This is a genomic window from Mesorhizobium sp. M1329 (assembly GCF_040318035.1).
Taxonomy (GTDB): Bacteria; Pseudomonadota; Alphaproteobacteria; order Rhizobiales; family Rhizobiaceae; genus Mesorhizobium.
Genome location: NZ_JAMYLN010000022.1, coordinates 37991 through 56647, shown reverse-complemented (window position 1 = coordinate 56647; position 18657 = coordinate 37991). Strand labels below are relative to the sequence as shown.

21 protein-coding genes and 2 tRNA genes are annotated in these 18657 nt (G+C 62.0%); 9 read left to right on the top strand and 14 right to left on the bottom strand.

Annotation, left to right across the window (positions count from 1 at the left end; translation table 11 throughout):
• Positions 1–68 precede the first annotated feature (68 nt).
• Positions 69–1505 carry a multicopper oxidase family protein gene (locus NKH21_RS21425; protein WP_352867387.1) on the top strand — a complete coding sequence of 479 codons (1437 nt, stop codon included), beginning with the start codon at positions 69–71 and terminating at the stop codon, positions 1503–1505.
• Positions 1506–1518: 13 nt separating this feature from the next.
• A complete protein-coding gene (locus NKH21_RS21420; RefSeq protein ID WP_352867384.1) occupies positions 1519–1959 on the top strand; it encodes a YqaA family protein in 441 nt (146 codons plus the stop codon).
• 123 nt (positions 1960–2082) lie between these two features.
• On the opposite strand, the gene NKH21_RS21415 is transcribed toward NKH21_RS21420, so the two are convergent.
• The 4 genes from NKH21_RS21415 to NKH21_RS21400 all read right to left on the bottom strand — a co-directional run bounded on the left by NKH21_RS21415 (position 2083) and on the right by NKH21_RS21400 (position 6343).
• Positions 2083–2832 carry an amino acid ABC transporter ATP-binding protein gene (locus NKH21_RS21415; protein WP_502911905.1) on the bottom strand — a complete coding sequence of 250 codons (750 nt, stop codon included), beginning with the start codon at positions 2830–2832 and terminating at the stop codon, positions 2083–2085.
• Between the two features lie 69 nt (positions 2833–2901).
• Positions 2902–4059 (bottom strand): amino acid ABC transporter permease, encoded by a 1158-nt coding sequence (locus tag NKH21_RS21410; RefSeq protein WP_352867378.1) that lies wholly within the window; start codon positions 4057–4059, stop codon positions 2902–2904.
• A 4-nt stretch (positions 4060–4063) separates the two neighbouring features.
• Positions 4064–5251: an amino acid ABC transporter permease gene (locus NKH21_RS21405; RefSeq protein ID WP_352867375.1), complete on the bottom strand. Its 1188-nt coding sequence runs from the start codon at positions 5249–5251 to the stop codon at positions 4064–4066.
• A gap of 63 nt (positions 5252–5314) precedes the next feature.
• On the bottom strand, positions 5315–6343 hold the full coding sequence (locus NKH21_RS21400) for an amino acid ABC transporter substrate-binding protein (RefSeq protein ID WP_254820740.1): 1029 nt from the start codon (positions 6341–6343) through the stop codon (positions 5315–5317).
• Between the two features lie 426 nt (positions 6344–6769).
• Here NKH21_RS21400 and NKH21_RS21395 point away from each other — a divergent pair, with 426 nt between their 5' ends.
• From NKH21_RS21395 to NKH21_RS21380, 4 genes are all read left to right on the top strand, one after another.
• On the top strand, positions 6770–7939 hold the full coding sequence (locus tag NKH21_RS21395; RefSeq protein WP_352867373.1) for a cystathionine beta-lyase: 1170 nt from the start codon (positions 6770–6772) through the stop codon (positions 7937–7939).
• Positions 7940–8193: 254 nt separating this feature from the next.
• Positions 8194–8865, top strand: coding sequence for an RNA polymerase sigma factor (locus tag NKH21_RS21390; RefSeq protein ID WP_352867371.1), 672 nt, complete (start codon positions 8194–8196; stop codon positions 8863–8865).
• Positions 8866–8969: 104 nt separating this feature from the next.
• Positions 8970–9494: a DUF4142 domain-containing protein gene (locus tag NKH21_RS21385; protein WP_352867369.1), complete on the top strand. Its 525-nt coding sequence runs from the start codon at positions 8970–8972 to the stop codon at positions 9492–9494.
• Between the two features lie 14 nt (positions 9495–9508).
• The gene (locus NKH21_RS21380; RefSeq protein WP_352867482.1) at positions 9509–9820 is read left to right on the top strand and encodes a cupredoxin domain-containing protein; all 312 of its coding nucleotides are present in this window, start codon (positions 9509–9511) and stop codon (positions 9818–9820) included.
• Between the two features lie 105 nt (positions 9821–9925).
• On the opposite strand, the gene NKH21_RS21375 is transcribed toward NKH21_RS21380, so the two are convergent.
• The 3 genes from NKH21_RS21375 to NKH21_RS21365 form a co-directional block, all read right to left on the bottom strand.
• Positions 9926–11146 carry an anion transporter gene (locus NKH21_RS21375; RefSeq protein WP_352867367.1) on the bottom strand — a complete coding sequence of 407 codons (1221 nt, stop codon included), beginning with the start codon at positions 11144–11146 and terminating at the stop codon, positions 9926–9928.
• 58 nt (positions 11147–11204) lie between these two features.
• Positions 11205–11281, bottom strand: a tRNA-Arg gene (locus NKH21_RS21370).
• A gap of 49 nt (positions 11282–11330) precedes the next feature.
• Positions 11331–11636, bottom strand: coding sequence for an ETC complex I subunit (locus tag NKH21_RS21365; RefSeq protein ID WP_352670180.1), 306 nt, complete (start codon positions 11634–11636; stop codon positions 11331–11333).
• 160 nt (positions 11637–11796) lie between these two features.
• Here NKH21_RS21365 and NKH21_RS21360 point away from each other — a divergent pair.
• Positions 11797–11873: transfer RNA gene (locus NKH21_RS21360), tRNA-Pro, on the top strand.
• Between the two features lie 123 nt (positions 11874–11996).
• Here the strand turns inward: NKH21_RS21360 and NKH21_RS21355 are convergent.
• On the bottom strand, positions 11997–12824 hold the full coding sequence (locus NKH21_RS21355) for an alpha/beta fold hydrolase (protein ID WP_352867364.1): 828 nt from the start codon (positions 12822–12824) through the stop codon (positions 11997–11999).
• 126 nt (positions 12825–12950) lie between these two features.
• Here NKH21_RS21355 and NKH21_RS21350 point away from each other — a divergent pair, with 126 nt between their 5' ends.
• Positions 12951–13952, top strand: a complete 1002-nt coding sequence (locus NKH21_RS21350) for a GlxA family transcriptional regulator (protein ID WP_352867362.1) — start codon at positions 12951–12953, stop codon at positions 13950–13952.
• Between the two features lie 70 nt (positions 13953–14022).
• Here NKH21_RS21350 and NKH21_RS21345 read toward each other — a convergent pair whose 3' ends face one another.
• From NKH21_RS21345 to NKH21_RS21320, 6 genes are all read right to left on the bottom strand, one after another.
• Complete coding sequence (locus NKH21_RS21345; protein ID WP_352670188.1) at positions 14023–14406, bottom strand: type II toxin-antitoxin system VapC family toxin; 384 nt, start codon at positions 14404–14406, stop codon at positions 14023–14025.
• Positions 14403–14660 (bottom strand): type II toxin-antitoxin system Phd/YefM family antitoxin, encoded by a 258-nt coding sequence (locus NKH21_RS21340; protein WP_352867360.1) that lies wholly within the window; start codon positions 14658–14660, stop codon positions 14403–14405. Before NKH21_RS21340 ends, NKH21_RS21345 begins: the two co-directional genes overlap by 4 nt.
• Before the next feature lie 243 nt (positions 14661–14903).
• Positions 14904–15239, bottom strand: coding sequence for a hypothetical protein (locus NKH21_RS21335; RefSeq protein ID WP_352867357.1), 336 nt, complete (start codon positions 15237–15239; stop codon positions 14904–14906).
• Positions 15240–15254: 15 nt separating this feature from the next.
• Entirely contained in the window at positions 15255–15956 is a 702-nt protein-coding gene (gene hdaA, locus NKH21_RS21330; protein ID WP_352670194.1) for a DnaA regulatory inactivator HdaA, read from the bottom strand.
• Between the two features lie 5 nt (positions 15957–15961).
• Entirely contained in the window at positions 15962–17218 is a 1257-nt protein-coding gene (locus tag NKH21_RS21325) for an AI-2E family transporter (RefSeq protein ID WP_352867354.1), read from the bottom strand.
• Positions 17190–17747 carry a CDP-alcohol phosphatidyltransferase family protein gene (locus tag NKH21_RS21320; protein WP_352867480.1) on the bottom strand — a complete coding sequence of 186 codons (558 nt, stop codon included), beginning with the start codon at positions 17745–17747 and terminating at the stop codon, positions 17190–17192. Before NKH21_RS21320 ends, NKH21_RS21325 begins: the two co-directional genes overlap by 29 nt.
• A gap of 200 nt (positions 17748–17947) precedes the next feature.
• Here NKH21_RS21320 and NKH21_RS21315 point away from each other — a divergent pair, with 200 nt between their 5' ends.
• Complete coding sequence (locus tag NKH21_RS21315; RefSeq protein ID WP_352867351.1) at positions 17948–18595, top strand: glutathione S-transferase family protein; 648 nt, start codon at positions 17948–17950, stop codon at positions 18593–18595.
• Positions 18596–18657: the final 62 nt, after the last annotated feature.

Below are 18657 nucleotides of genomic sequence, written 5' to 3'. Positions count from 1 at the left end.
TGAATCGACGCAGTTTTCTGGCGGCAGGCGCTGCCACGGTTCTCGCTAGTCCGCGCGCCATCGCCCAGATGAAGATGGACGAGATGCCCGGCATGGATATGGGGCAGGCGGGCCACGACATGGGCGCGGCGCCAAAAAGCGCAGCCATGCTGCCTGAGGGCCAGGCGTTGCGCGAGTTACAGCTGCTAGTCAATGAAGCCGATACGCCCCGCCTGTTCAGAGCGAACCTCACGGCTGAACCCGCCATGGTTCGCTTTGCAGCGGGGCTCGACACGCCAATCCTTGGGTACAATGGCATGAGCCCGGGGCCATTGATCGAGGTGACTGAAGGCGACCGTGTCGAGATTGCATTCACGAACCGAATTCCTGAAGAGACGAGCACCATCCATTGGCATGGCATGCCGGTTCCGGCTGACCAGGATGGCAATCCGATGGACCCCGTTGCGACGGGCACGGAGCGCACCTACAGCTTCGAACTGCCCGAAGGAAGCGCGGGGTCCTACTGGTATCATCCGCATCCGCACGGCAAGACGGCCGAGCAGGTCTATCGCGGGCTTGCCGGCGCGTTCGTGGTCAAGCCGAAGGCGGACCCGATCCCGGCCGAGTATGGCGACACTGTGCTGGTGTTCACAGACCTTCGCCTTGCCGCCGACGGCACCATGCCGGACAACACCATGGTCGATTTGATGAACGGGCGCGTCGGCGATCACGTGCTGGTCAACGGACAGAAAAATCCCGCCCTATCGGTCCCGTTTGGAACAAAGCGGCGATTTCGGTTCTACAACGCGACCAACGCGCGCTTTTTGCGGCTCTCCTTCGACGGCGCACCCATGACGATCATCGGCACCGATGGCGGTCTGCTGGAGGCGCCGGTGGCAGCCAAGGACGTCCTGCTCAGCCCGGCGGAACGCCTTGAACTGATCGTCTCGTTTGAGAAGCCCGGCCCCGTCACCCTGAACACGCTCGACTACGATCGCGGCTGGATGGGCGCAGGCCGCCCCGCCGATGCAGGCCTGACATTGCTTACGGTTAATGTTTCGGACACGCCTGCAGAGACGTTTCCTCCGCTGCCGGAAAGGCTTCGACCAATTGCACAACTTGGCACCCCTGCTGTCAGCCGGCGTTTCGTGTTCACCGAAACGATGACGATGGGCGCGACGGATATGCAGATGGGATTCCTGATCAACGGCGCGGCGTTCGACATGGGCCGCATCGACGTGGTGTCAAAAACAGGACAGGTCGAGCTCTGGGAAATCGTCAACAAGGCCGACATGGACCATCCGTTCCATGTGCACGGGACGCAGTTCCAGGTGGTCGAGCACGAACGTCGTGGGCAGGTCTCGAAACCGGCCTATCTCGCCTGGAAGGACACGGTCAACGTGGCACGCGGCGAAACGGTGCGGCTTTTGCTGCGCCAGGATCGCCCCGGGCGGAGGATGTATCATTGCCACATCCTGGAGCACGAGCAGCTCGGCATGATGGGCATCGTCGACGTGCAGGCCTAGTCGGTCGTTCGACGTGGCTGCACTGGCAATCTATGGCGTCCTGTTCACCAGCGCATTCCTCGCCGCAACGATCTTGCCGTTCTCGTCGGAAGTTGTGCTCGCCGGCTTGATCGCCGGCGGCCGTGGCGATCCGGTGCTGCTTTGTGCGATCGCCACGATCGGCAACACGCTCGGCTCGGTGGTGAACTGGATGCTGGGGCGTGGCATCGACATGCTCCAGTCCAGGCGATGGTTTCCCGTCACTCGTGAACGATACGAGCGGGCGAGCCGGACCTTTCGCCGCTTTGGTGCGTTCTTGCTCCTGTTCGCCTGGCTGCCGGTCGTCGGGGACGCCTTCACCGTCGCGGCAGGCGCGGCCCGCATCCATCTCGGCGTATTCGTGATGCTTGTCGCATTGGGCAAGGCTGCACGATATGCGGTGATCGTCGCAGGAGGATTGTGGGTGCTAATATAGTTCTCGATGCTCGCCATCGACCAAAGGGCAGATCCCCCGAGCATCACCACTCGTCGAATAGGCACGGAGCCAAGCAAGGCAGAGAGGCCGTCCGCCGGTCTTGTCCCGAACCGGCGTACAGGATCAGTGCAGGATCTGCGACAGGAACAGCTTCGTGCGCTCATGGCGCGGGTGGTCGAAGAACTCGGACGGCGTGTTCTGCTCGACGATCTGACCCTGATCCATGAAGATCACCCGGTTGGCGACTTTGCGCGCAAAGCCCATTTCGTGGGTGACGCAGAGCATGGTCATGCCTTCCTCGGCCAGCCCGACCATCGTCTCCAGCACTTCCTTGATCATTTCCGGATCGAGAGCCGAGGTCGGCTCGTCGAAAAGCATGATGCGCGGGTTCATGCACAGCGAGCGGGCGATCGCCACGCGCTGTTGCTGGCCGCCGGAAAGCTGGCCGGGATATTTGTTGGCCTGTTCCGGGATCTTGACGCGCTTGAGGAAATGCATGGCGATTTCCTCGGCCTGCTTCCGCGGCATCTTGCGCACCCAGATCGGCGCCAGCGTGCAATTTTCCAGAATGGTCAGATGCGGGAACAGGTTGAAGTGCTGGAACACCATGCCGACCTCGCGGCGCACCTCGTCGATCTTCTTCAGATCGTTGGTCAGTTCCTTGCCGTCGACTATGATCTTGCCCTTCTGGTGTTCCTCCAGCCGGTTGATGCAGCGGATCATCGTCGATTTGCCGGAGCCCGACGGGCCGCAGATGACGATCCGCTCGCCGCGCATCACCTTTAGATTGATGTCCTTCAGCACATGGAATTCGCCGTACCATTTGTGCATGGCAATGATGTCGATGGCGACATCGGTGGTGGAAATGTGCATCTTGGCGGCATTGACCTTGATCTCTTCCGCGCTGACGGCGTTTTCTATGACCATGACAAGGTCCCCTTTTTAGCGTTTGTGGCCGGTGTCGAGACGGCGTTCCGTATACATTGAATAGCGCGACATGCCGAAGCAGAACAGCCAGAAGATGAAGGCCGCGAACACCAGGCCGGATCTGGCCGTCTGCGGCGTCGCCCAATTGGCGTCGGAGAAGTTCTGCTTGACGATGCCGAGGAGGTCGAACATCGAGATGACGATGACCAGGCTGGTGTCCTTGAACATGCCGATGAAGGTGTTGACGATGCCGGGAATGACCAGCTTCAGCGCCTGCGGCATGACGACCAGACCCATCTTCTGCCAGTAGCTGAGGCCGAGCGAATCGGCGCCCTCATACTGGCCTTTGGGGATCGCCTGCAGGCCGCCGCGCACCACTTCGGCCATGTAGGCGGCGGCAAACAGCGACACGCCGATCAGCGCGCGCAGGAACTTGTCGAAGCTGACGCCGGCCGGCAGGAACAGCGGCAGCATGACGCTGGCAAAGAACAGCACGGTAATCAGCGGGATGCCGCGTACCGTCTCGATGAAGACCACGCACAGCAGCTTGACGATCGGCATGTTCGAGCGCCGGCCGAGCGCCAGCACGATGCCGATCGGCAGCGACACGGCTATGCCGACGAAGGACAGGCTGAGCGTCACCAGCAGCCCACCCCAACGCGACGTCTCGACATGCGGCAGGCCGAACATGCCGCCGACCAGCAGAACGAAGGCGACGATCGGCAGCGCCAGGAAGAGAAGAATGGCGTTCAGCCCTTTGCGCGGTACGCGCGGGATGAGCAATGGTACCAGCAGTGCCACGAACAGGATGGCCACAACGATCGGCCGCCAACGCTCCTCGATAGGATAGGTGCCGAACATGAACTGGCCGAACTTGGCGTTGACGAATGCCCAGCAAGCACCGGTCCAGCCATCCGGCTGGATGCCGCCTTGCGCCACGGTGGCGCAGACCGAGCGGTCCGGTCCGATCCACTGGGCGTTGATGAAGGCCCAATTGACGATCTGCGGCAGGATCATAGCGACCAGCGCGATGCCGACGATCGTGAGGATGGTGTCGCCCGTGGTGGCAATCAGGTTCTTGCGGATCCAGGCGGTGAGGCCACGCTCGCTCGACGGCGCCGGCTGCGCCAGCACCATCTCCGTCCGCACCCAGGACATGTCGTGTTCCTGCATGGCCCTACCTCTCCACCAGCGCCATCCTGGCATTGACGACGTTCATGATCGCCGACGTGATCAGGCTGAGCGCGAGATAGACAGCCATCATGATCACCACGCCTTCGACCGCCTGCCCGGTCTGGTTCAAGACAGTGCCAGCGGTCGCCGTCAGGTCCGGATAGCCGATGGCGATGGCGAGCGAAGAGTTCTTGGTCAGGTTGAGATACTGGCTGGTCAGCGGCGGGATAACGATGCGCATCGCCTGCGGCACGACGACAAGCCTGAGGATCGATCCCGAGCGCAGCCCGAGTGCCGCGGCCGCCTCGGTCTGGCCCGTGCTGACGCCCCTGATGCCGGCGCGCACAATCTCGGCGATGAAGGCGGCCGTATAGCAGGACAACGCCAGATAAAGTGACAGGAACTCCGGCCTGACCTGAAAGCCGCCGACCAGGTTGAAGGTCGATTGTTTCGGGAATTCGAAGCTCAACGGAAAGCCGCTCAACGCGTAGGCCAGCAGCGGCAGGCCGACGATCAACGCTATGGATGTCCAGAGCACCGGGAACGGCTGACCCGTCGCCATCTGCCGCTGTCGCGCCTTGCGGGCAACGAACCAGGCCATAGCGATGCCGAGGAGCAGAGCGACCAGGATCAGCCAGGAGCCGTCGCCCCAAATAGCGCGCGGAAAATAGAAGCCGCGCTGGTTGAGAAAGGAGCCGAACGGCAAATTGATGCTCTCGCGCGGCGGCGGCAGCACCGCAAGCACGCCGGAATACCAGAAGAAGATGACCAGCAGCGGCGGGATGTTGCGAAACACCTCGACATAGACCGTGCAGATCTTCCTGATCAGCCAGTTGCGCGACAGTCGGCCGATGCCGACGATGAAACCGATGATGGTGGCGGTGATGATGCCGACGACGGCCACGATCACGGTGTTGATGAAGCCGACCAGGATGGCTCGGAAATAAGTCGAATCTGACGAATAAGCGATGGCACTTTCGCTGATGTCGAAACCGGCGCGGCCCTTGAGAAAGCCGAAGCCGGAGGCGATGTGCAAGCGTGTCAGATTGACGATGACGTTGTGGGTAACCCACCAGACTCCCGCTACCAGCAGGACGAGGACCACTGCCTGAAAGAATATACCGCGGACGCGAGGATCATTGATGAAGGAACCGCGGCTTGGCTCCTCGCGAAGAACTTCCTGCGATGCCATTCGACAGTCCCCTGGAAAGAGAGACCGGAAGGCAGACGATCTGCCTTCCGTATCCATTGTCGATCAGCGGATCGGCGGAGCGTATTGCAGGCCACCCTTGGTCCACAGCGCGTTGATGCCGCGCGCGATCTTCAGCGGGCTGCCGGAGCCGACATTGCGCTCGAACATCTCGCCGTAATTGCCGACGGCCTTGACGATGTTAACGACCCAGTCATTGGAGACACCGAGATCGGTGCCGATCTTAGTGTCGGCTTCCTGGCCGAGCACGCGCTTGATCTCGGGACTGTCCGAGTTCTTCATCTCGTCGACATTGGCCTTGGTGATGCCGAGCTCCTCGGCGTCGAGCAGCGCGAAATAGGTCCACTTGACGATGTGGTACCACTGGTCGTCGCCCTGGCGCACGGCCGGCCCAAGCGGTTCCTTGGAGATGATCTCAGGCAACACGACATGGTCGGCCGGCGCGCCGAGGGTCAGGCGGATACCATAGAGGCCCGACTGGTCGGTGGTGTAGACGTCGCAGCGGCCGGCATCATAGGCGGCGTTGACCTCTTCCAGCTTTTCGAAGACGACCGGGTTGTACTCCATCTTGTTCGACTTGAAATAGTCGGCAAGGTTGAGCTCGGTCGTGGTGCCGCTCTGCACGCACACCGCCGCGCCCGAAAGCTGCAGCGCCGAGTTCACGCCCGGAAGCTTCTTGGCGTTGATCATGAAGCCCTGGCCGTCATAATAAGTCGTGCCGATGAAGTTCAGGCCGAGTGCGGTGTCGCGATTGATGGTCCAGGTGGTGTTGCGCGACAGGATGTCGATCTCGCCCGACTGCAGAGCGGTAAACCGCTCCTTGGCGCTGAGCGGCGTAAACTTCACCTTGGTGCCATCGCCGAACACGGCGGCCGCCACAGCGCGACAGAAGTCCGCGTCGATGCCTTGCCACTCACCCTTGTCGTCCGGCGCCGAGAAGCCGGCCAGACCGGTCGAGACGCCGCATTGGATGAAGCCCTTCGCCTTGACATCGTCGAGCGTGGCCGCCGAAGCCGCCGAAGCCGCGAATCCAAACGCGGCGGCGCCCAAAACGCCGATTGCAATGTGTTTCATGACCCACAGACCCTTTTCTGTTTTTTCCAGGCGAACCTGACTTTTCCCGTGTGAACGCAGCTATGTATCCCGGCCCATTACCGGAATCCCGCATCGTAATCGACGCGCTGCCTCCCATTCACGAACAACATCGAAGGCGATTATTCCTGTGAGGTCAAGGGAAATGACCGAATTCGAAAGACTTTGAAAACCAACCGCCTGAAATGCCTGAAATTGCAGACAAACGCGCCCGCAAATTGGTCAGCGCGCCAATAAAGCCGGCAAAGTCCGACCGTGACTTGCCAAGCACAGCTGGCAGCCGTCCAGAAGAACTACGGCGCATTGCTGAATTGGCATATTCAAGAGCTTGGCCTGGCGAGTGCGCTGCGGTTGCGCGGCCAATGCCGCCGCACTATGGCTAACGACCAATCCATGGGACGAAAAGCAATGGCAAAAGACGGCAGCGAGATGGGCATCAACACGCGGCTCGCCCATTCCGGCAACAACCCGCATGACTATTTCGGCTTCGTCAATCCGCCGGTGGTGCATGCCTCGACCGTGCTCTATCCCAACGCAGCGACGATGGCTTCACGCAGCCAGAAATACACCTACGGCACGCGCGGCACGCCGACCACCGATGCGCTGAATAGCGCGATCGATGCGCTGGAAGGCTCCGCCGGCACGGTCGCGGTGCCGTCCGGCCTGGCGGCGGTGACGTTGCCGCTGCTCGCCTTCCTGTCGGCCGGCGATCATCTGCTGATCGTCGATTCCGTCTATCATCCGACCCGTAACCTCGCCGACATGATGCTGAAGCGGCTGGGCATCGAGGTCGAGTATTACGAACCGCGCATCGGCGCCGGCATCGCGGCGCTGATCAAGCCCAACACCAGGGTGGTGTTCACCGAATCGCCGGCCTCCAACACTTTCGAGGTGCAGGACATACCGGCCATCGCCAAGGCAGCACATGCCGCCAGCGCCATCGTCATGATGGACAATACCTGGGCGACGCCGCTCTACTTTCGCCCCCTCGACCATGGCGTCGACATCTCGATCCACGCGGCGACGAAATACCCGGCCGGCCATTCCGACGTGCTGCTCGGTACGGTGTCGGCCAATGCGGACTGCTGGAAGCAGCTTTTCGAGACGTTCAACACGATGGGCTGCTGCGCCGGGCCTGACGACGTCTACCAGGTGCTGCGCGGCCTGCGCACGATGGGTGTGCGGCTGGAGCGCCATCAAAAGAGCGCGCTTGCCCTCGCCGGCTGGCTGGAGGGTCAGCCGGGCGTAGCGCAGGTGCTGCATCCGGGGCTGCCCAGCCATCCCGACCACGCGATGTGGAAGCGCGATTTTTGCGGATCGAGCGGCATCTTCTCGATCGTTCTTGCAGGCGGCGGACAGAAGCAGCAGCACGCCTTCCTCGACGCGTTGAAGTTTTTCGGCCTCGGCTATTCCTGGGGCGGCTATGAGAGCCTTGCCGTGCCGGTATTCCTGGGCGACCGCACTGTCGCCAAAGGCCCGTATGACGGGCCGCTAGTGCGTCTGCAGATCGGGCTCGAGGATGTCGAGGATTTGAAAGCCGACCTGGCGCGCGGGCTGGCGGCGGCCGCTGAGGCCTGAGCCAGCACCTTTCCAGGCTGAGTCAGGAAATCGACGTAACAGCCTGGAAAACTTGCGATCCTGAGCGATGTCATGCGACCGATCAGCCGATGAAAACGGTGTCTACAAAATAGAGGCGGCGGTGCGGTGAAGGCGGTAGAACAGCCTATGCCAGTCCTTGACACTGATTGAGGCTGGCCGGCGGAATCGGTCGGGAACCTTTTGTCGGCTGATGCATCCAATGTCGCGATGAGAAGCCTATCAGGAGATCGGCCATGCCTGCTGCGTTGACGGCAACGCCCGCCGCTTCTGGCGACATGCAGCTTGTCGGCCGCGCGCTGGCACGTGATGGCGATGCATTCCGTACCATCATCAAGACGCACAACCAAAGGCTCTACCGCATCGCCCGCGGCGTCGTGCGTAACGACAGCGAGGCCGAGGACATCGTCCAGGAGGCCTATGTCAGCGCCTTTGCCCATCTCGAGTCCTTTCGCGGCGATGCCTCACTCGCCACGTGGCTGTCGCGTATCGTCATCAACGAAGCGCTCGGCCGCTTGCGCAAAAGGCGGCGAATGGTAGCGATGCCCGAAAACCCGCAAGCCGAAATCATCCGGTTTCCCCTCAACCCGAGCGACGATCCGGAGCGGACGATGGCGCAACGGCAGATCCTTGAGCTTGTCGAACGGGCAACCGACAGTCTTCCCGATGTCTACCGGATGGTGTTCGTGGCGCGAGTCATCGAGGGATTGAGCATCGAGGAGACCGCTGAACTGCTTGGCGTGCGACCAGAAACCATCAAGACCCGGCTCCACCGCGCCCGTGTGCTAGTGCGCAAAGCGCTGGACGACCAGATCGGGCCGGTGCTGCTCGACGCCTTTCCGTTCGCCGGCCGGCGCTGCGAGCGGCTGACCAATGCCGTGATGCAGCGGCTTGGTCTTTCCGGATAGGCCGCGCCGATTTTCGCGGGAACGTTTGGCGGCGACCTGCATCCAATGAGCATCACTGAAAACGAAGCCCGATGCCGTTCCGCGTCGGGGCGAAGGAGAGCATCATGTTTATTCGATCGACCGCGGCACTGACCGCATTTCTCCTGCTTAGCGCAGCACCCTTGTCGCAAGCTGCCGATAAGCCGACCGATCCGCAGATCGCACATATCGCCTACACAGCCGGCGTGCTTGACGTCGAGGCGGCCAAGCAGGCGCTGAAGAAATCGAAGAACAAGGAGGTCGTGGATTTCGCCAAGGACATGGTGCGAGATCACGAAGCGGTCAACAAACAGGCTCTCGACCTGGTCAAGAAGCTCAAGGTCACGCCTGAGGACAATCCGACCAGCAAGGCGCTGACCAAGGCGGCGGCCGAGGAACGTGCCAAGCTTGCCAAGCTCAAGGGCGCAGCGTTCGACAAGGCCTATGTCGCCAATGAAGTGGCCTACCACAAGCAGGTCGACGGCGCGCTCGAAACACTGCTGATCCCGTCGGCCAGCAATGCCGAGCTGAAGAGCCTGCTGGAAACCGGCCTGAAAATATTCCAGGGCCACGAACAGCACGCCGAACACGTCGCCGGCATGCTGAAGTGAGGATTGAGCCAATGATGTCGAGGCGGCAGCTGTGGGTTGCGCTGGCGCTGACCATCGGCGCCGCGCCGGCCAAGGCCGAAACCATCGAGGTGACGATCGAGAAGCTTGTGTTTTCGCCGGCAAAGATCGAGGCGAAGGTCGGCGACACGATCAAGTGGGTGAACAAGGACGTGTTCGCCCACACGGCAACCGTCAACGGCGGCTGGGAAGTGATGATCCCGCCGAAGAAGGCGGCGAGCCTGACGGTGAAGAAGGCGGAATCGGTCGATTATTTCTGCCGCTTCCATCCGAACATGAGAGGCCATCTCACGGTGACGTCGCCCTGACTGGCTACTGCATGTCGCGCAAAAGTGTGCAGCGGTTTTGCGATAACGACATGTATAAAAAGAGCCTGAAGTGCGTCGCATGCGGCCGGTCGAATGCGACGCGTTTTAGGCCGCCAGCCACGCCGTCCCGACAAGAAGCGTGACCAGCGTCAACGGCAGGCCGACCTTGAAGAAGGCGATGAAGCCCAGCGGTTTGCCGGAGACCCGCGCGTGCTCGGCGACAATCAGGTTGGCGACCGAGCCGAGCAGCGTGAAATTGCCCGCTAGCGTCGAGCTCATGGCGACGACCAGCCAGGCCCGCTCGGGATCTTCCAGTCCGGGCACGAACGGCTTCAGCGCCAGCACGGCCGGGACATTGCTCATGATGTTGGACAGCACTGCGGTGAAGCCGGACAGTCGCCAGACATCATTCAGCCCGAGGTCTTTTGCCGAAGCGACGATGTCGGGCGTAAGCAATGTCTTCTCCGCCCCGGCGACGACGATGAACAGCCCGGCGAACATGAACAGCAGCGGCCCATCGATCTCGCGATAGATGCGCTCAGGCTTGATGGCGCGGGTCAGCAACAGAATCGCGCCGCCGATCAGCGCTGCCTTGGCGACCGGAACGCCGGCAAAGAAGGCGATCGCCAAACCGATACAGACGACCACCGCCTTCAGCACCTGCCCCGGCAGCATGCGGCCGCGATAGACTTCGGGGCTGAGCTCGGCCTTGCGTGAAAATTCAGTGCGGTAGACGATGCGGATGATAACGATGACGGCGACGAGGCCGAACGCCGCGACCGGCGCAAGCGCCGCCGAGAAGGCCGGATAGGAAATCCCCGACAGGGCGCCGATGACCATGTTCTGCGGATTGCCGGTGATGGTGGCGACACTGCCGCAATTGGATGCGGTCGCCGTGGCGATCAGGTAGGGAACCGGGTTGCGGTTGATGACGCGGGTGACATGGACGACGATCGGCGCCATGACCAGGCAGATGGCATCATTGACCAGGAATGCCGACAGGACGCCGGTCAACAGCGTCACCATCACCAGCAGCATGAACGGCGCATGCGCATGCTCGATGGCGAACCCGCCGAGCGCGCGAAAGGCGCCCGACACTTTCAGATGCGCCACGACGATCATCATGCCGAGCAGAAGCGTGATGGTGTCGAAGCTGATGGCGCGGTAGGCGTCTTCCATATCGAGGGCGCCGATGGCGATCATCGCCGCACCGCCGAGCAGCGCGATGCCTGCCCGGTCGAGGCGCAGCCCGGGTATCCTGCCGATGGCGACGCCGGCATAGGTCAGGACCAGGATCAGCAATGCCGCCGCGCCCATCGCTGTCATGTGTCGGAAATCCTGTGCGACTGGCGAGTGAACCTGTCCGGAATGGACCTGGAAATATTGGCGATCCCGACAGGGTTCGAACCTGTGACCATCGGCTTAGAAGGCCGGTGCTCTATCCAGCTGAGCTACGGGACCGCTGGCCGGCCGCGTGACCGGCGGATTGTGCCGGCAGGGCCGGTATGGATCAATGCGTCCAGGGCGTCCTGCGGTCATAGCGGAAATTCTCCGCATAGGAAATCTGGCGGCGCTTGATTTCCTTCGGCTCCTCGACGCGGAAAGCCAGCCCTTCCTTTTCGGCATAGGCGACCGCCTCTTCTCTTGTGTCGAAGGTCAGCCTGATCTGGCTTCGCATGTCGCCGGACGTGGTGTAGCCCATCAGCGGATCGATCTTCTTGCGCTGCTCAGGATCGAATTCCAGCACCCAATAGCCGGTCTTGGCCTTGCCGGACTGCATCGCGGTTTTGGCTGGGCTGAAAATGCGGACTGACATGACCACCTCATTGCTGGTTGCAAGCACACGACCCCGAGACCGGATTACTGTTCTCTGGCCATGCACTAGCCCGTCATTACTGCGCAATGCCGCCGGCAGCAAGGCCGATGGCTTTTTACGCTTGCTTTGGCGGGCTGAAATCACTAGGCAACAGACCGTTCGGAGTGTAGCGCAGCCTGGTAGCGCATCTGGTTTGGGACCAGAGGGTCGGGAGTTCGAATCTCTCCACTCCGACCATTCATCAAGCAAATCTCGTCGGCAGGGCAAGCGGATCGCGCTCTAGCGTGTCTCCATCCCCGGTCATGGTTAAGCGACGGACGGACAGCACGAGCCCGCGCTGCCCGTCCGACATGTAAGCCGTCAGCCCTGGATGAAGGCCAGCAGATCCGGATTGATGATCTCCGGGTGGGTGGTGCACATGCCGTGCGGCAGGCCCTTGTAGACCTTGAGCGTGCCGTGCTTCACCAGCTTGGCCGCAAGCAGCGCGGAATCGGCGATCGGTACGATCTGGTCGTCGTCGCCATGCATGATCAGGACGGGAACCTCGATCTTTTTGAGGTCGTCGGTGAAATCGGTCTCCGAGAATGCCTTGATGCAGTCGTAATGGGCCTTGGCTCCGCCCATCATGCCCTGGCGCCACCAATTGTCGACGGCGCCTTGCGAGACCTTGGCGCCCTCGCGGTTGAAGCCATAGAACGGGCCGGCCGGCACATCCCTGTAGAACTGGGCGCGGTTAGCGGCCAGAGCCGCGCGAAAGCCGTCGAAGACTTCGATCGGCAAGCCGCCGGGGTTGCTGTCGGTCTTGACCATAATCGGCGGCACGGCGCCGATCAGCACCGCCTTGGCAACACGGCCGCCGCCGCCATAAAGCGCGACGTAACGCGCCACCTCGCCGCCACCGGTCGAGTGGCCAATGTGGATCGCATCCCTGAGATCGAGATGCGCCGCCAGCGCCGCAACATCGGCGGCGTAGGTATCCATCTCGTTGCCGGTCGCGGTCTGCGACGAGCGGCCGTGGCCGCGGCGGTCGTGTGCGATGACGCGATACCCCTTTTCGAGGAAGAACAGCATCTGGTTGTCCCAGTCGTCGGCGCTCAGCGGCCAGCCGTGATGGAACACGATCGGCTGGCCCTTGCCCCAATCCTTGTAGAAAATCTCGGTGCCGTCATGGGTGGTGAATGTGCTCATTTTCGTAGTCCTTGATCCGAAAATTGGAGTTGCAGTCAGAGGTTTTGCTCCTTCGGCTAGACAAATATTGAAGCACCGTCATTATGGGATTGGCAAAACGGACATCGGGCATGGCAAAACTGACAAATGAGCGTCGCACGTAAATCGGTCGAGATCGGCCTTGTCCTGTACCCCGGCGTTCAGGAAGCAGCCGTGCTCGGCTTGACCGATCTTTTCATGCTGGCCAACCGGCTGGCGGCCGATCGGTCGCTGGACGCGTTGAGGCTTCGCGTCAGCCATTGGCAATTGGAGAACGCCGGCCAGACTGTAGTCCGCACCTTCGACAGCGACCCCGACGCCGACAATGAACCAGCCATGGCTATCATCCCGCCGACCTTGGGAGATCCGATCGCTCGGGAAGCAGCCGCGCCCTATGCCGGCTGGCTCAGGGACCGTCATGCGGCAGGGGCGACGCTCGGTTCGGTCTGCGCCGGCGCCTTCGTGCTTGCCGAGACCGGCCTGTTGTCCGGTCGCGCGGCGACAACGCACTGGGCCTATCGCGACGCGCTGGCGCTACGCTTTCCAGGCATCCTGCTCGACGCCGACAGGCTGGTCATCGACGATGGCGACATCATCACCGCGGGCGGCTACATGGCCTGGACCGACCTCGGCCTGAAGCTGGTGGACAGGGTGCTCGGGCCGACCGTTATGATGGACACGGCGCGTTTCATGCTGGTCGATCCGCCGGGCCGCGAGCAACGTTTTTACAGCCCGTTCGCGCCACGGCTGACCCATGGCGACGAAGCGATCCTCAAGGTGCAGCACTGGCTGCAGGCGAACGGCGCGCGTGACGTGACGCTCGGCGCCATGGCAGAGCAAGCCGGGCTGGAGGAGCGGACTTTCCTGCGGCGCTTCCGCAACGCCACCGGCCTCAAGCCGACCGAATATTGCCAGCACCTGCGCGTCGGCAAGGCGCGCGAGATGCTGGAAACCACGATGCGATCGATCGACCAGATCGCCTGGGAGGTCGGCTATGACGATCCCGGCTCCTTCCGCAAAGTATTCGCCAGGATAACCGGGCTTGTGCCCGGCGACTATCGCAAGCGCTTCGGCACGGAACGCGCCGCCCTGTCGGACGGCGGGAACTGAACGTGGCAGCGGTGGCGGCTCGACCCGGGCAGCAAAGCAAAATCGCGCCTATGGTCCTTGCCTTGCTTCCTTAGAGAGCGCTTTCGATATCGGTCCTCGAAAAATCGTCGCCGACATAAAGCAGGCGGCAGGCATGTTCCTTCGCCACTTCATAGGCGAAGCAGTCACCGAAATTGAGCGCGGCCGAGTGAATGCCCTTACCCCATTTTGCGTAGGCCTCGGCAATGCGACGCGCAGAGGCCGGCGTCACTGCCGCGATTTCGAAACCAAGCCCGTCGATCAGGCCGGACAGCTCTTCGCCGACATTTCGCCGCGACGCGACGATCAGCGCTTCTGCCACGGTGCCGGCGGAAATCAGAATTTCGTCTTCGGCCTCGAGCGCCGCGATGCAGACATCAGCCTCCGGCTCGTCAAGAACGATCGCCATCAGCGCCGAGGTATCGACCACGATCATTCAGGCAGGCCATCATCGCCGTAGAGGAAATCCTGGCTTCGCGCGGCAGATGGCCCGGCCTTCGCCCTCGCGGCGCCGGATGCGCGCATCGCCTCCAGCAACGCCCGACGGCTTTGCCTGTCCGGCACTGCCTTGACGGGAACTAGGCGCACGGCCGCATGACCGTGACGGGTCAGAATGACCTCGTCACCTGCCTCGGCACGACGCACCAATTCGGTCAGCTGTCCCTTGGCGTCTGTAACGGATACCTGCATGAGCCGCTCCTCTATGGACCATCCTCTGGTCCATATTTTCAGTGAAAATAGACCATTCAACGGTCCATTACAACGGCCAAAGGTAAGCTCGCCGGGAAGAGAACCCCAACCGCCTCAACTCCCGGCGAGCCTACAACCTGATTTGATACGCAATCAGGACCGGGGTTAGCCGGCAAGGCTGACGTTGCAAGACAGATGCCAGCACTGGTTTCCCGAAATGGGACACCAGGCCATCGAGTGGGACTACGTGAACGCACCTTCCCCAGCCCAGTCAAAGACTATTAGCCGTAGTTCTTCAAGCGCACCTTGCAGCATTTCTGGAGATGCGTGGCGCTCCTCTCGGGCACCCCATTTTGTGGCACTTTTAGGATCCAGCTCCGACGCCACAATGGTTACGTTGCCGTGGACGTCTGGCAAATCGAGCCACATCTGAGCGCGACTATTACCATTCTTGTCGTAAACCCAGATAGAACGGACATCATCGTCGCGATATTTAGTGGCGACTCGTATTCCGTACCGTTTTGCCCACGCCATCAGAAACGGATCAATGATGTCGTATGAACTGAATTCAGATGCCATTTTGTATGCCGTCCCCTAAATCTCGAACTCGCCCTGCCCTTCGTCCATGGCGCTGACGGTCTCGGCGGCGAGCGCCCGCGTGATCGGCGTCTTGCGCTCGAGCGCGGTACGGTCGAGCCGTTCGACTACCCGCATGGCAGTGGCTAGCGAGCGCTCGATGCGGCGCACCAGATATTGCACGACATGCGGCTCGACCTCGACCTGTCGATCGGCGAACAGCTTTGTGATGACGCCGGCCAGCAGAAGATCGTCGGGCTCGTGGATCTCGACGGTCGCCGCGGCCTTGAGCCGCGACGCCAGGTCGGGCAGCCTGACGCCCCAGGCGGAGGGAAAGCGGCGCGCCGTCAACAGCAAGGTCGAGCCGGCGCCGCGCACCGCATTGATCAGGTGGAACAGGCCATGTTCGTCGACCGGGCCGGCATCGACATCGTCGATCAGGGCCGGGCGCGCGCCGAGATTTTCGATGCAGTCGCCGATGCGGCCCGCCTCCACTTTCACCGCACCGGCGCGGGTCCGCCAGATCGAGGCCAGGTGGGTTTTCCCCGAGCCGGCCGGCCCGGCCAGCACGACGACCGGCGACGGCCAGTCCGGCCAGCGGTCGACAAGCGCCGCCGCCTGGCTGTTGGTGCTGGACACGACGAGTTCGTCGCGCGAATAGCCGGTGCCGTGGCCTAGATCGAGCGGCAATTGACGCGGCGGATCGATCTTGTCCGGCATATGGCTCAACCGCGCGCGCCCCCGCGGCGCCGCACCTGCAGCGGCGGCACCGGCTCGTCGGAATGGCCCTTGTAGAGCGGCGATTCGAGGTAGCGCGCGATGGCGAAACGCACCAGAACGGCAACGGCGGCGGAAGCCGGCACGGCAATCAGCAGGCCGACGAAGCCGAACAGCGCGCCGAAGGCAAACAGCGCAAACATCAGCCACACCGGATGCAGGCCGACGCTTTTGCCGACCAGCCTGGGCTGCAGGATGTTGCCCTCGATGAACTGGCCGACGAAGAACACGCCGGCCACCGCCGCGATCATGGTCCAGTCCGGCCAGAACTGGACGAAGGCGACGCCGACGGCCAGCACCAGGCCGGTCAGCGAGCCGACATACGGGATGAAGGAGATCAACCCGGCGAACAGGCCGATGAGGATGCCGAAATTCAGTCCGGTCAGCGTCAGGCCGGTGGCATACATGGCGCCGAGCACCAGGCACAGCGTGCCCTGGCCGCGCACGAAGCCGGCGGTAGCCGTGTTGATGTCCCTGGCGATCGTCCTGACGGTCCTGACGTAGTCGCGCGGCACCCAGCTGTCGACGATTGCCACCATGCGGTCCCAGTCGAGCAGCATGTAGAAGGCGACGACCGGCGTCACCACGAACAGGCTGACGACCGAGACCAGCGCCACGCCGGAGCTCCAGATCGAGGTGAAGACGGTGGTCAGGAGGCCGAAGCCGGAGGTCAGCAGCGAGTTCAGGCCCTCGCGCAGGCCATTGGCGTCGACGCCGAATTTTTCTTCCAGCCATTTCGGGTCGAAGCTGGTGATCAGGCCCTGCAGCCGGGTCAGATAGTCTGGCAGCTTGCTGGCGAAATCGGCCATCTGCGAGGCGAGCACCGGAACCAGGATGACGACGGCCAGCACCAGGACGACGATGAAGGCGATGAGGATGACCACCGTCGCCATCAGCCTGGACAGGCCGAGCCGCTCCAGCCGGTCGGCGACAGGATCGAGGAAATAGGCGAGCACCATGCCGGCGACGAAGGGCAGAAGGATGCCGCTGAAGACATAGAGGAAGACGGCAAGGATGATGGCGCTGACCAGCCAGAAGCGGATCTGCCGTCGAAACGACGCCGATGCCGAAGCCTCCGCCGCCGCGGCTTCGGCCTCGGCGTCGATGGACCGTTCGTCAGGTGCCCGGTGTTCAGGTGCCCCGCGTTTAGGTGCCCCGCGTTCACGTGCCCCGCGTTCAGGTGCCGGGTGTGGAGCCTTCGCCATAGCCGCTCATATGCCTCAGCCAAGCCACGAGATAGGCCGCGGCCGAAGCCACGGTCAAGACCCCGGACAGCAATATGAGGGCCGGCCTCAGCGGATCGAGACGGATGTCGAAGGCGAGTTCGCCCAACACCACTGCCGCCAGCACGATCTGGATCGCGGTGTTGGCCTTCGACACCAGGAGCGGCTTCATCTCGACGGGATGCGCCATGACGGTGGACAAAAGCACGGCGCAGACGATCAGTGCGTCGCGCGACACCATGGTAACGACCAGCCACAGCGGCAGTTCGCCGCTGAAGCCCAGGACCACGAAAACCGAGACCAGCAGCAGCTTGTCGGCCATCGGATCGAGATAGGCGCCGAGCCTGGAAAACTGATTGAAATGGCGGGCGATGAAGCCGTCGACGCCGTCGGAAATGCCGGCAATGAGGAAGCCGGCAAACGCCCAGTCCCAGCGTTCCTGCAGCATGGCCAGCACCACCGCCGGCACAAGCACGAAGCGCACGATCGTGATCATGTTGGGGATGGTCAAACGCATATCCCGTCGCTCTTGTTTGTCGATACATGATGGAGATGGAGGGTTACGGCAAGTGAGAAGCGACACACAAGCTGCCAATCTCCCCACGAGGGCGCCAGCAATGAAATAGTTCAAGACCAATGTCGATTTCAGGGAGGCTCATTCGTCTCACCATAGGAAGCCGAAGAATTCGCCCAGGCAAGGAAACGGACGCGATGACAATCACTATCACAGCATTTGAACGATCGCCCGATGGCGGCAAGGGACTGGCGCGCGATACGCGTGTTCGCCGGGCGCTCGAAGAAGTGGGGCAGCCTTATGAAGTTCGTCTTGTTTCCTTCGCAGACATGAAGGCGCCCGACCATCTGGCCATCCATCCCTTCGGCCAGATCCCCACCTATGAGGAAGGCTCTCTCTCGCTGTTCGAGACCGGCTCGATCGTCTTTCATCTTGCTGAGCAGCATTCGGGATTGCTGCCGAAGGACCGCAATGCCCGCGCGCGTGCGATCACGTGGATGTTTGCCGCACTTAACACCGTCGAACCGCCGATCCTCGAATTGACGACGGCAAGAATATTCGAACGTGACAAGCCTTGGAGCGAGGAGCGCTTGCCGTTGGTAAAGGACCGTGTTCGCGCTCGGCTGGACAAACTCTCGGCCCACTTGGGGGTCGCCGACTGGCTCGATAATGCGTTCAGCGCGGGCGATTTGTTGATGGTATCGGTGCTGCTGCGACTAAGAATGTCAGGCATTTTGGACGAATTTCAAAACTTGGCTGCCTATGTAGCGCGCGGGGAAGCTCGGCCGGCTTATATCCGGGCCTTCGCCGCGCAATTTGCGATCAACGCCCCATCGACCACCTGAAACATTGCCTCGTAAAGCTGAGCCTACCGCAGGCCTCTCTCAAGCTCATTGATATCTGGAAA

Excerpts from the sequence above, each read along its gene's own strand:
- NKH21_RS21425 (WP_352867387.1), top strand. The coding sequence starts at position 69 with ATGAAGATGGACGAGATGCCCGGCATGGATATGGGGCAGGCGGGCCAC.
- NKH21_RS21415 (WP_502911905.1), bottom strand. The coding sequence starts at position 2,832 with ATGCACATTTCCACCACCGATGTCGCCATCGACATCATTGCCATGCAC.
- NKH21_RS21410 (WP_352867378.1), bottom strand. The coding sequence starts at position 4,059 with ATGCAGGAACACGACATGTCCTGGGTGCGGACGGAGATGGTGCTGGCG.
- NKH21_RS21405 (WP_352867375.1), bottom strand. The coding sequence starts at position 5,251 with ATGGCATCGCAGGAAGTTCTTCGCGAGGAGCCAAGCCGCGGTTCCTTC.
- NKH21_RS21400 (WP_254820740.1), bottom strand. The coding sequence starts at position 6,343 with ATGAAACACATTGCAATCGGCGTTTTGGGCGCCGCCGCGTTTGGATTC.
- NKH21_RS21395 (WP_352867373.1), top strand. The coding sequence starts at position 6,770 with ATGGCAAAAGACGGCAGCGAGATGGGCATCAACACGCGGCTCGCCCAT.
- NKH21_RS21390 (WP_352867371.1), top strand. The coding sequence starts at position 8,194 with ATGCCTGCTGCGTTGACGGCAACGCCCGCCGCTTCTGGCGACATGCAG.
- NKH21_RS21385 (WP_352867369.1), top strand. The coding sequence starts at position 8,970 with ATGTTTATTCGATCGACCGCGGCACTGACCGCATTTCTCCTGCTTAGC.
- NKH21_RS21380 (WP_352867482.1), top strand. The coding sequence starts at position 9,509 with ATGTCGAGGCGGCAGCTGTGGGTTGCGCTGGCGCTGACCATCGGCGCC.
- NKH21_RS21375 (WP_352867367.1), bottom strand. The coding sequence starts at position 11,146 with ATGACAGCGATGGGCGCGGCGGCATTGCTGATCCTGGTCCTGACCTAT.
- NKH21_RS21365 (WP_352670180.1), bottom strand. The coding sequence starts at position 11,636 with ATGTCAGTCCGCATTTTCAGCCCAGCCAAAACCGCGATGCAGTCCGGC.
- NKH21_RS21355 (WP_352867364.1), bottom strand. The coding sequence starts at position 12,824 with ATGAGCACATTCACCACCCATGACGGCACCGAGATTTTCTACAAGGAT.
- NKH21_RS21350 (WP_352867362.1), top strand. The coding sequence starts at position 12,951 with ATGAGCGTCGCACGTAAATCGGTCGAGATCGGCCTTGTCCTGTACCCC.
- NKH21_RS21345 (WP_352670188.1), bottom strand. The coding sequence starts at position 14,406 with ATGATCGTGGTCGATACCTCGGCGCTGATGGCGATCGTTCTTGACGAG.
- NKH21_RS21340 (WP_352867360.1), bottom strand. The coding sequence starts at position 14,660 with ATGCAGGTATCCGTTACAGACGCCAAGGGACAGCTGACCGAATTGGTG.
- NKH21_RS21335 (WP_352867357.1), bottom strand. The coding sequence starts at position 15,239 with ATGGCATCTGAATTCAGTTCATACGACATCATTGATCCGTTTCTGATG.
- hdaA (WP_352670194.1), bottom strand. The coding sequence starts at position 15,956 with ATGCCGGACAAGATCGATCCGCCGCGTCAATTGCCGCTCGATCTAGGC.
- NKH21_RS21325 (WP_352867354.1), bottom strand. The coding sequence starts at position 17,218 with ATGGCGAAGGCTCCACACCCGGCACCTGAACGCGGGGCACGTGAACGC.
- NKH21_RS21315 (WP_352867351.1), top strand. The coding sequence starts at position 17,948 with ATGACAATCACTATCACAGCATTTGAACGATCGCCCGATGGCGGCAAG.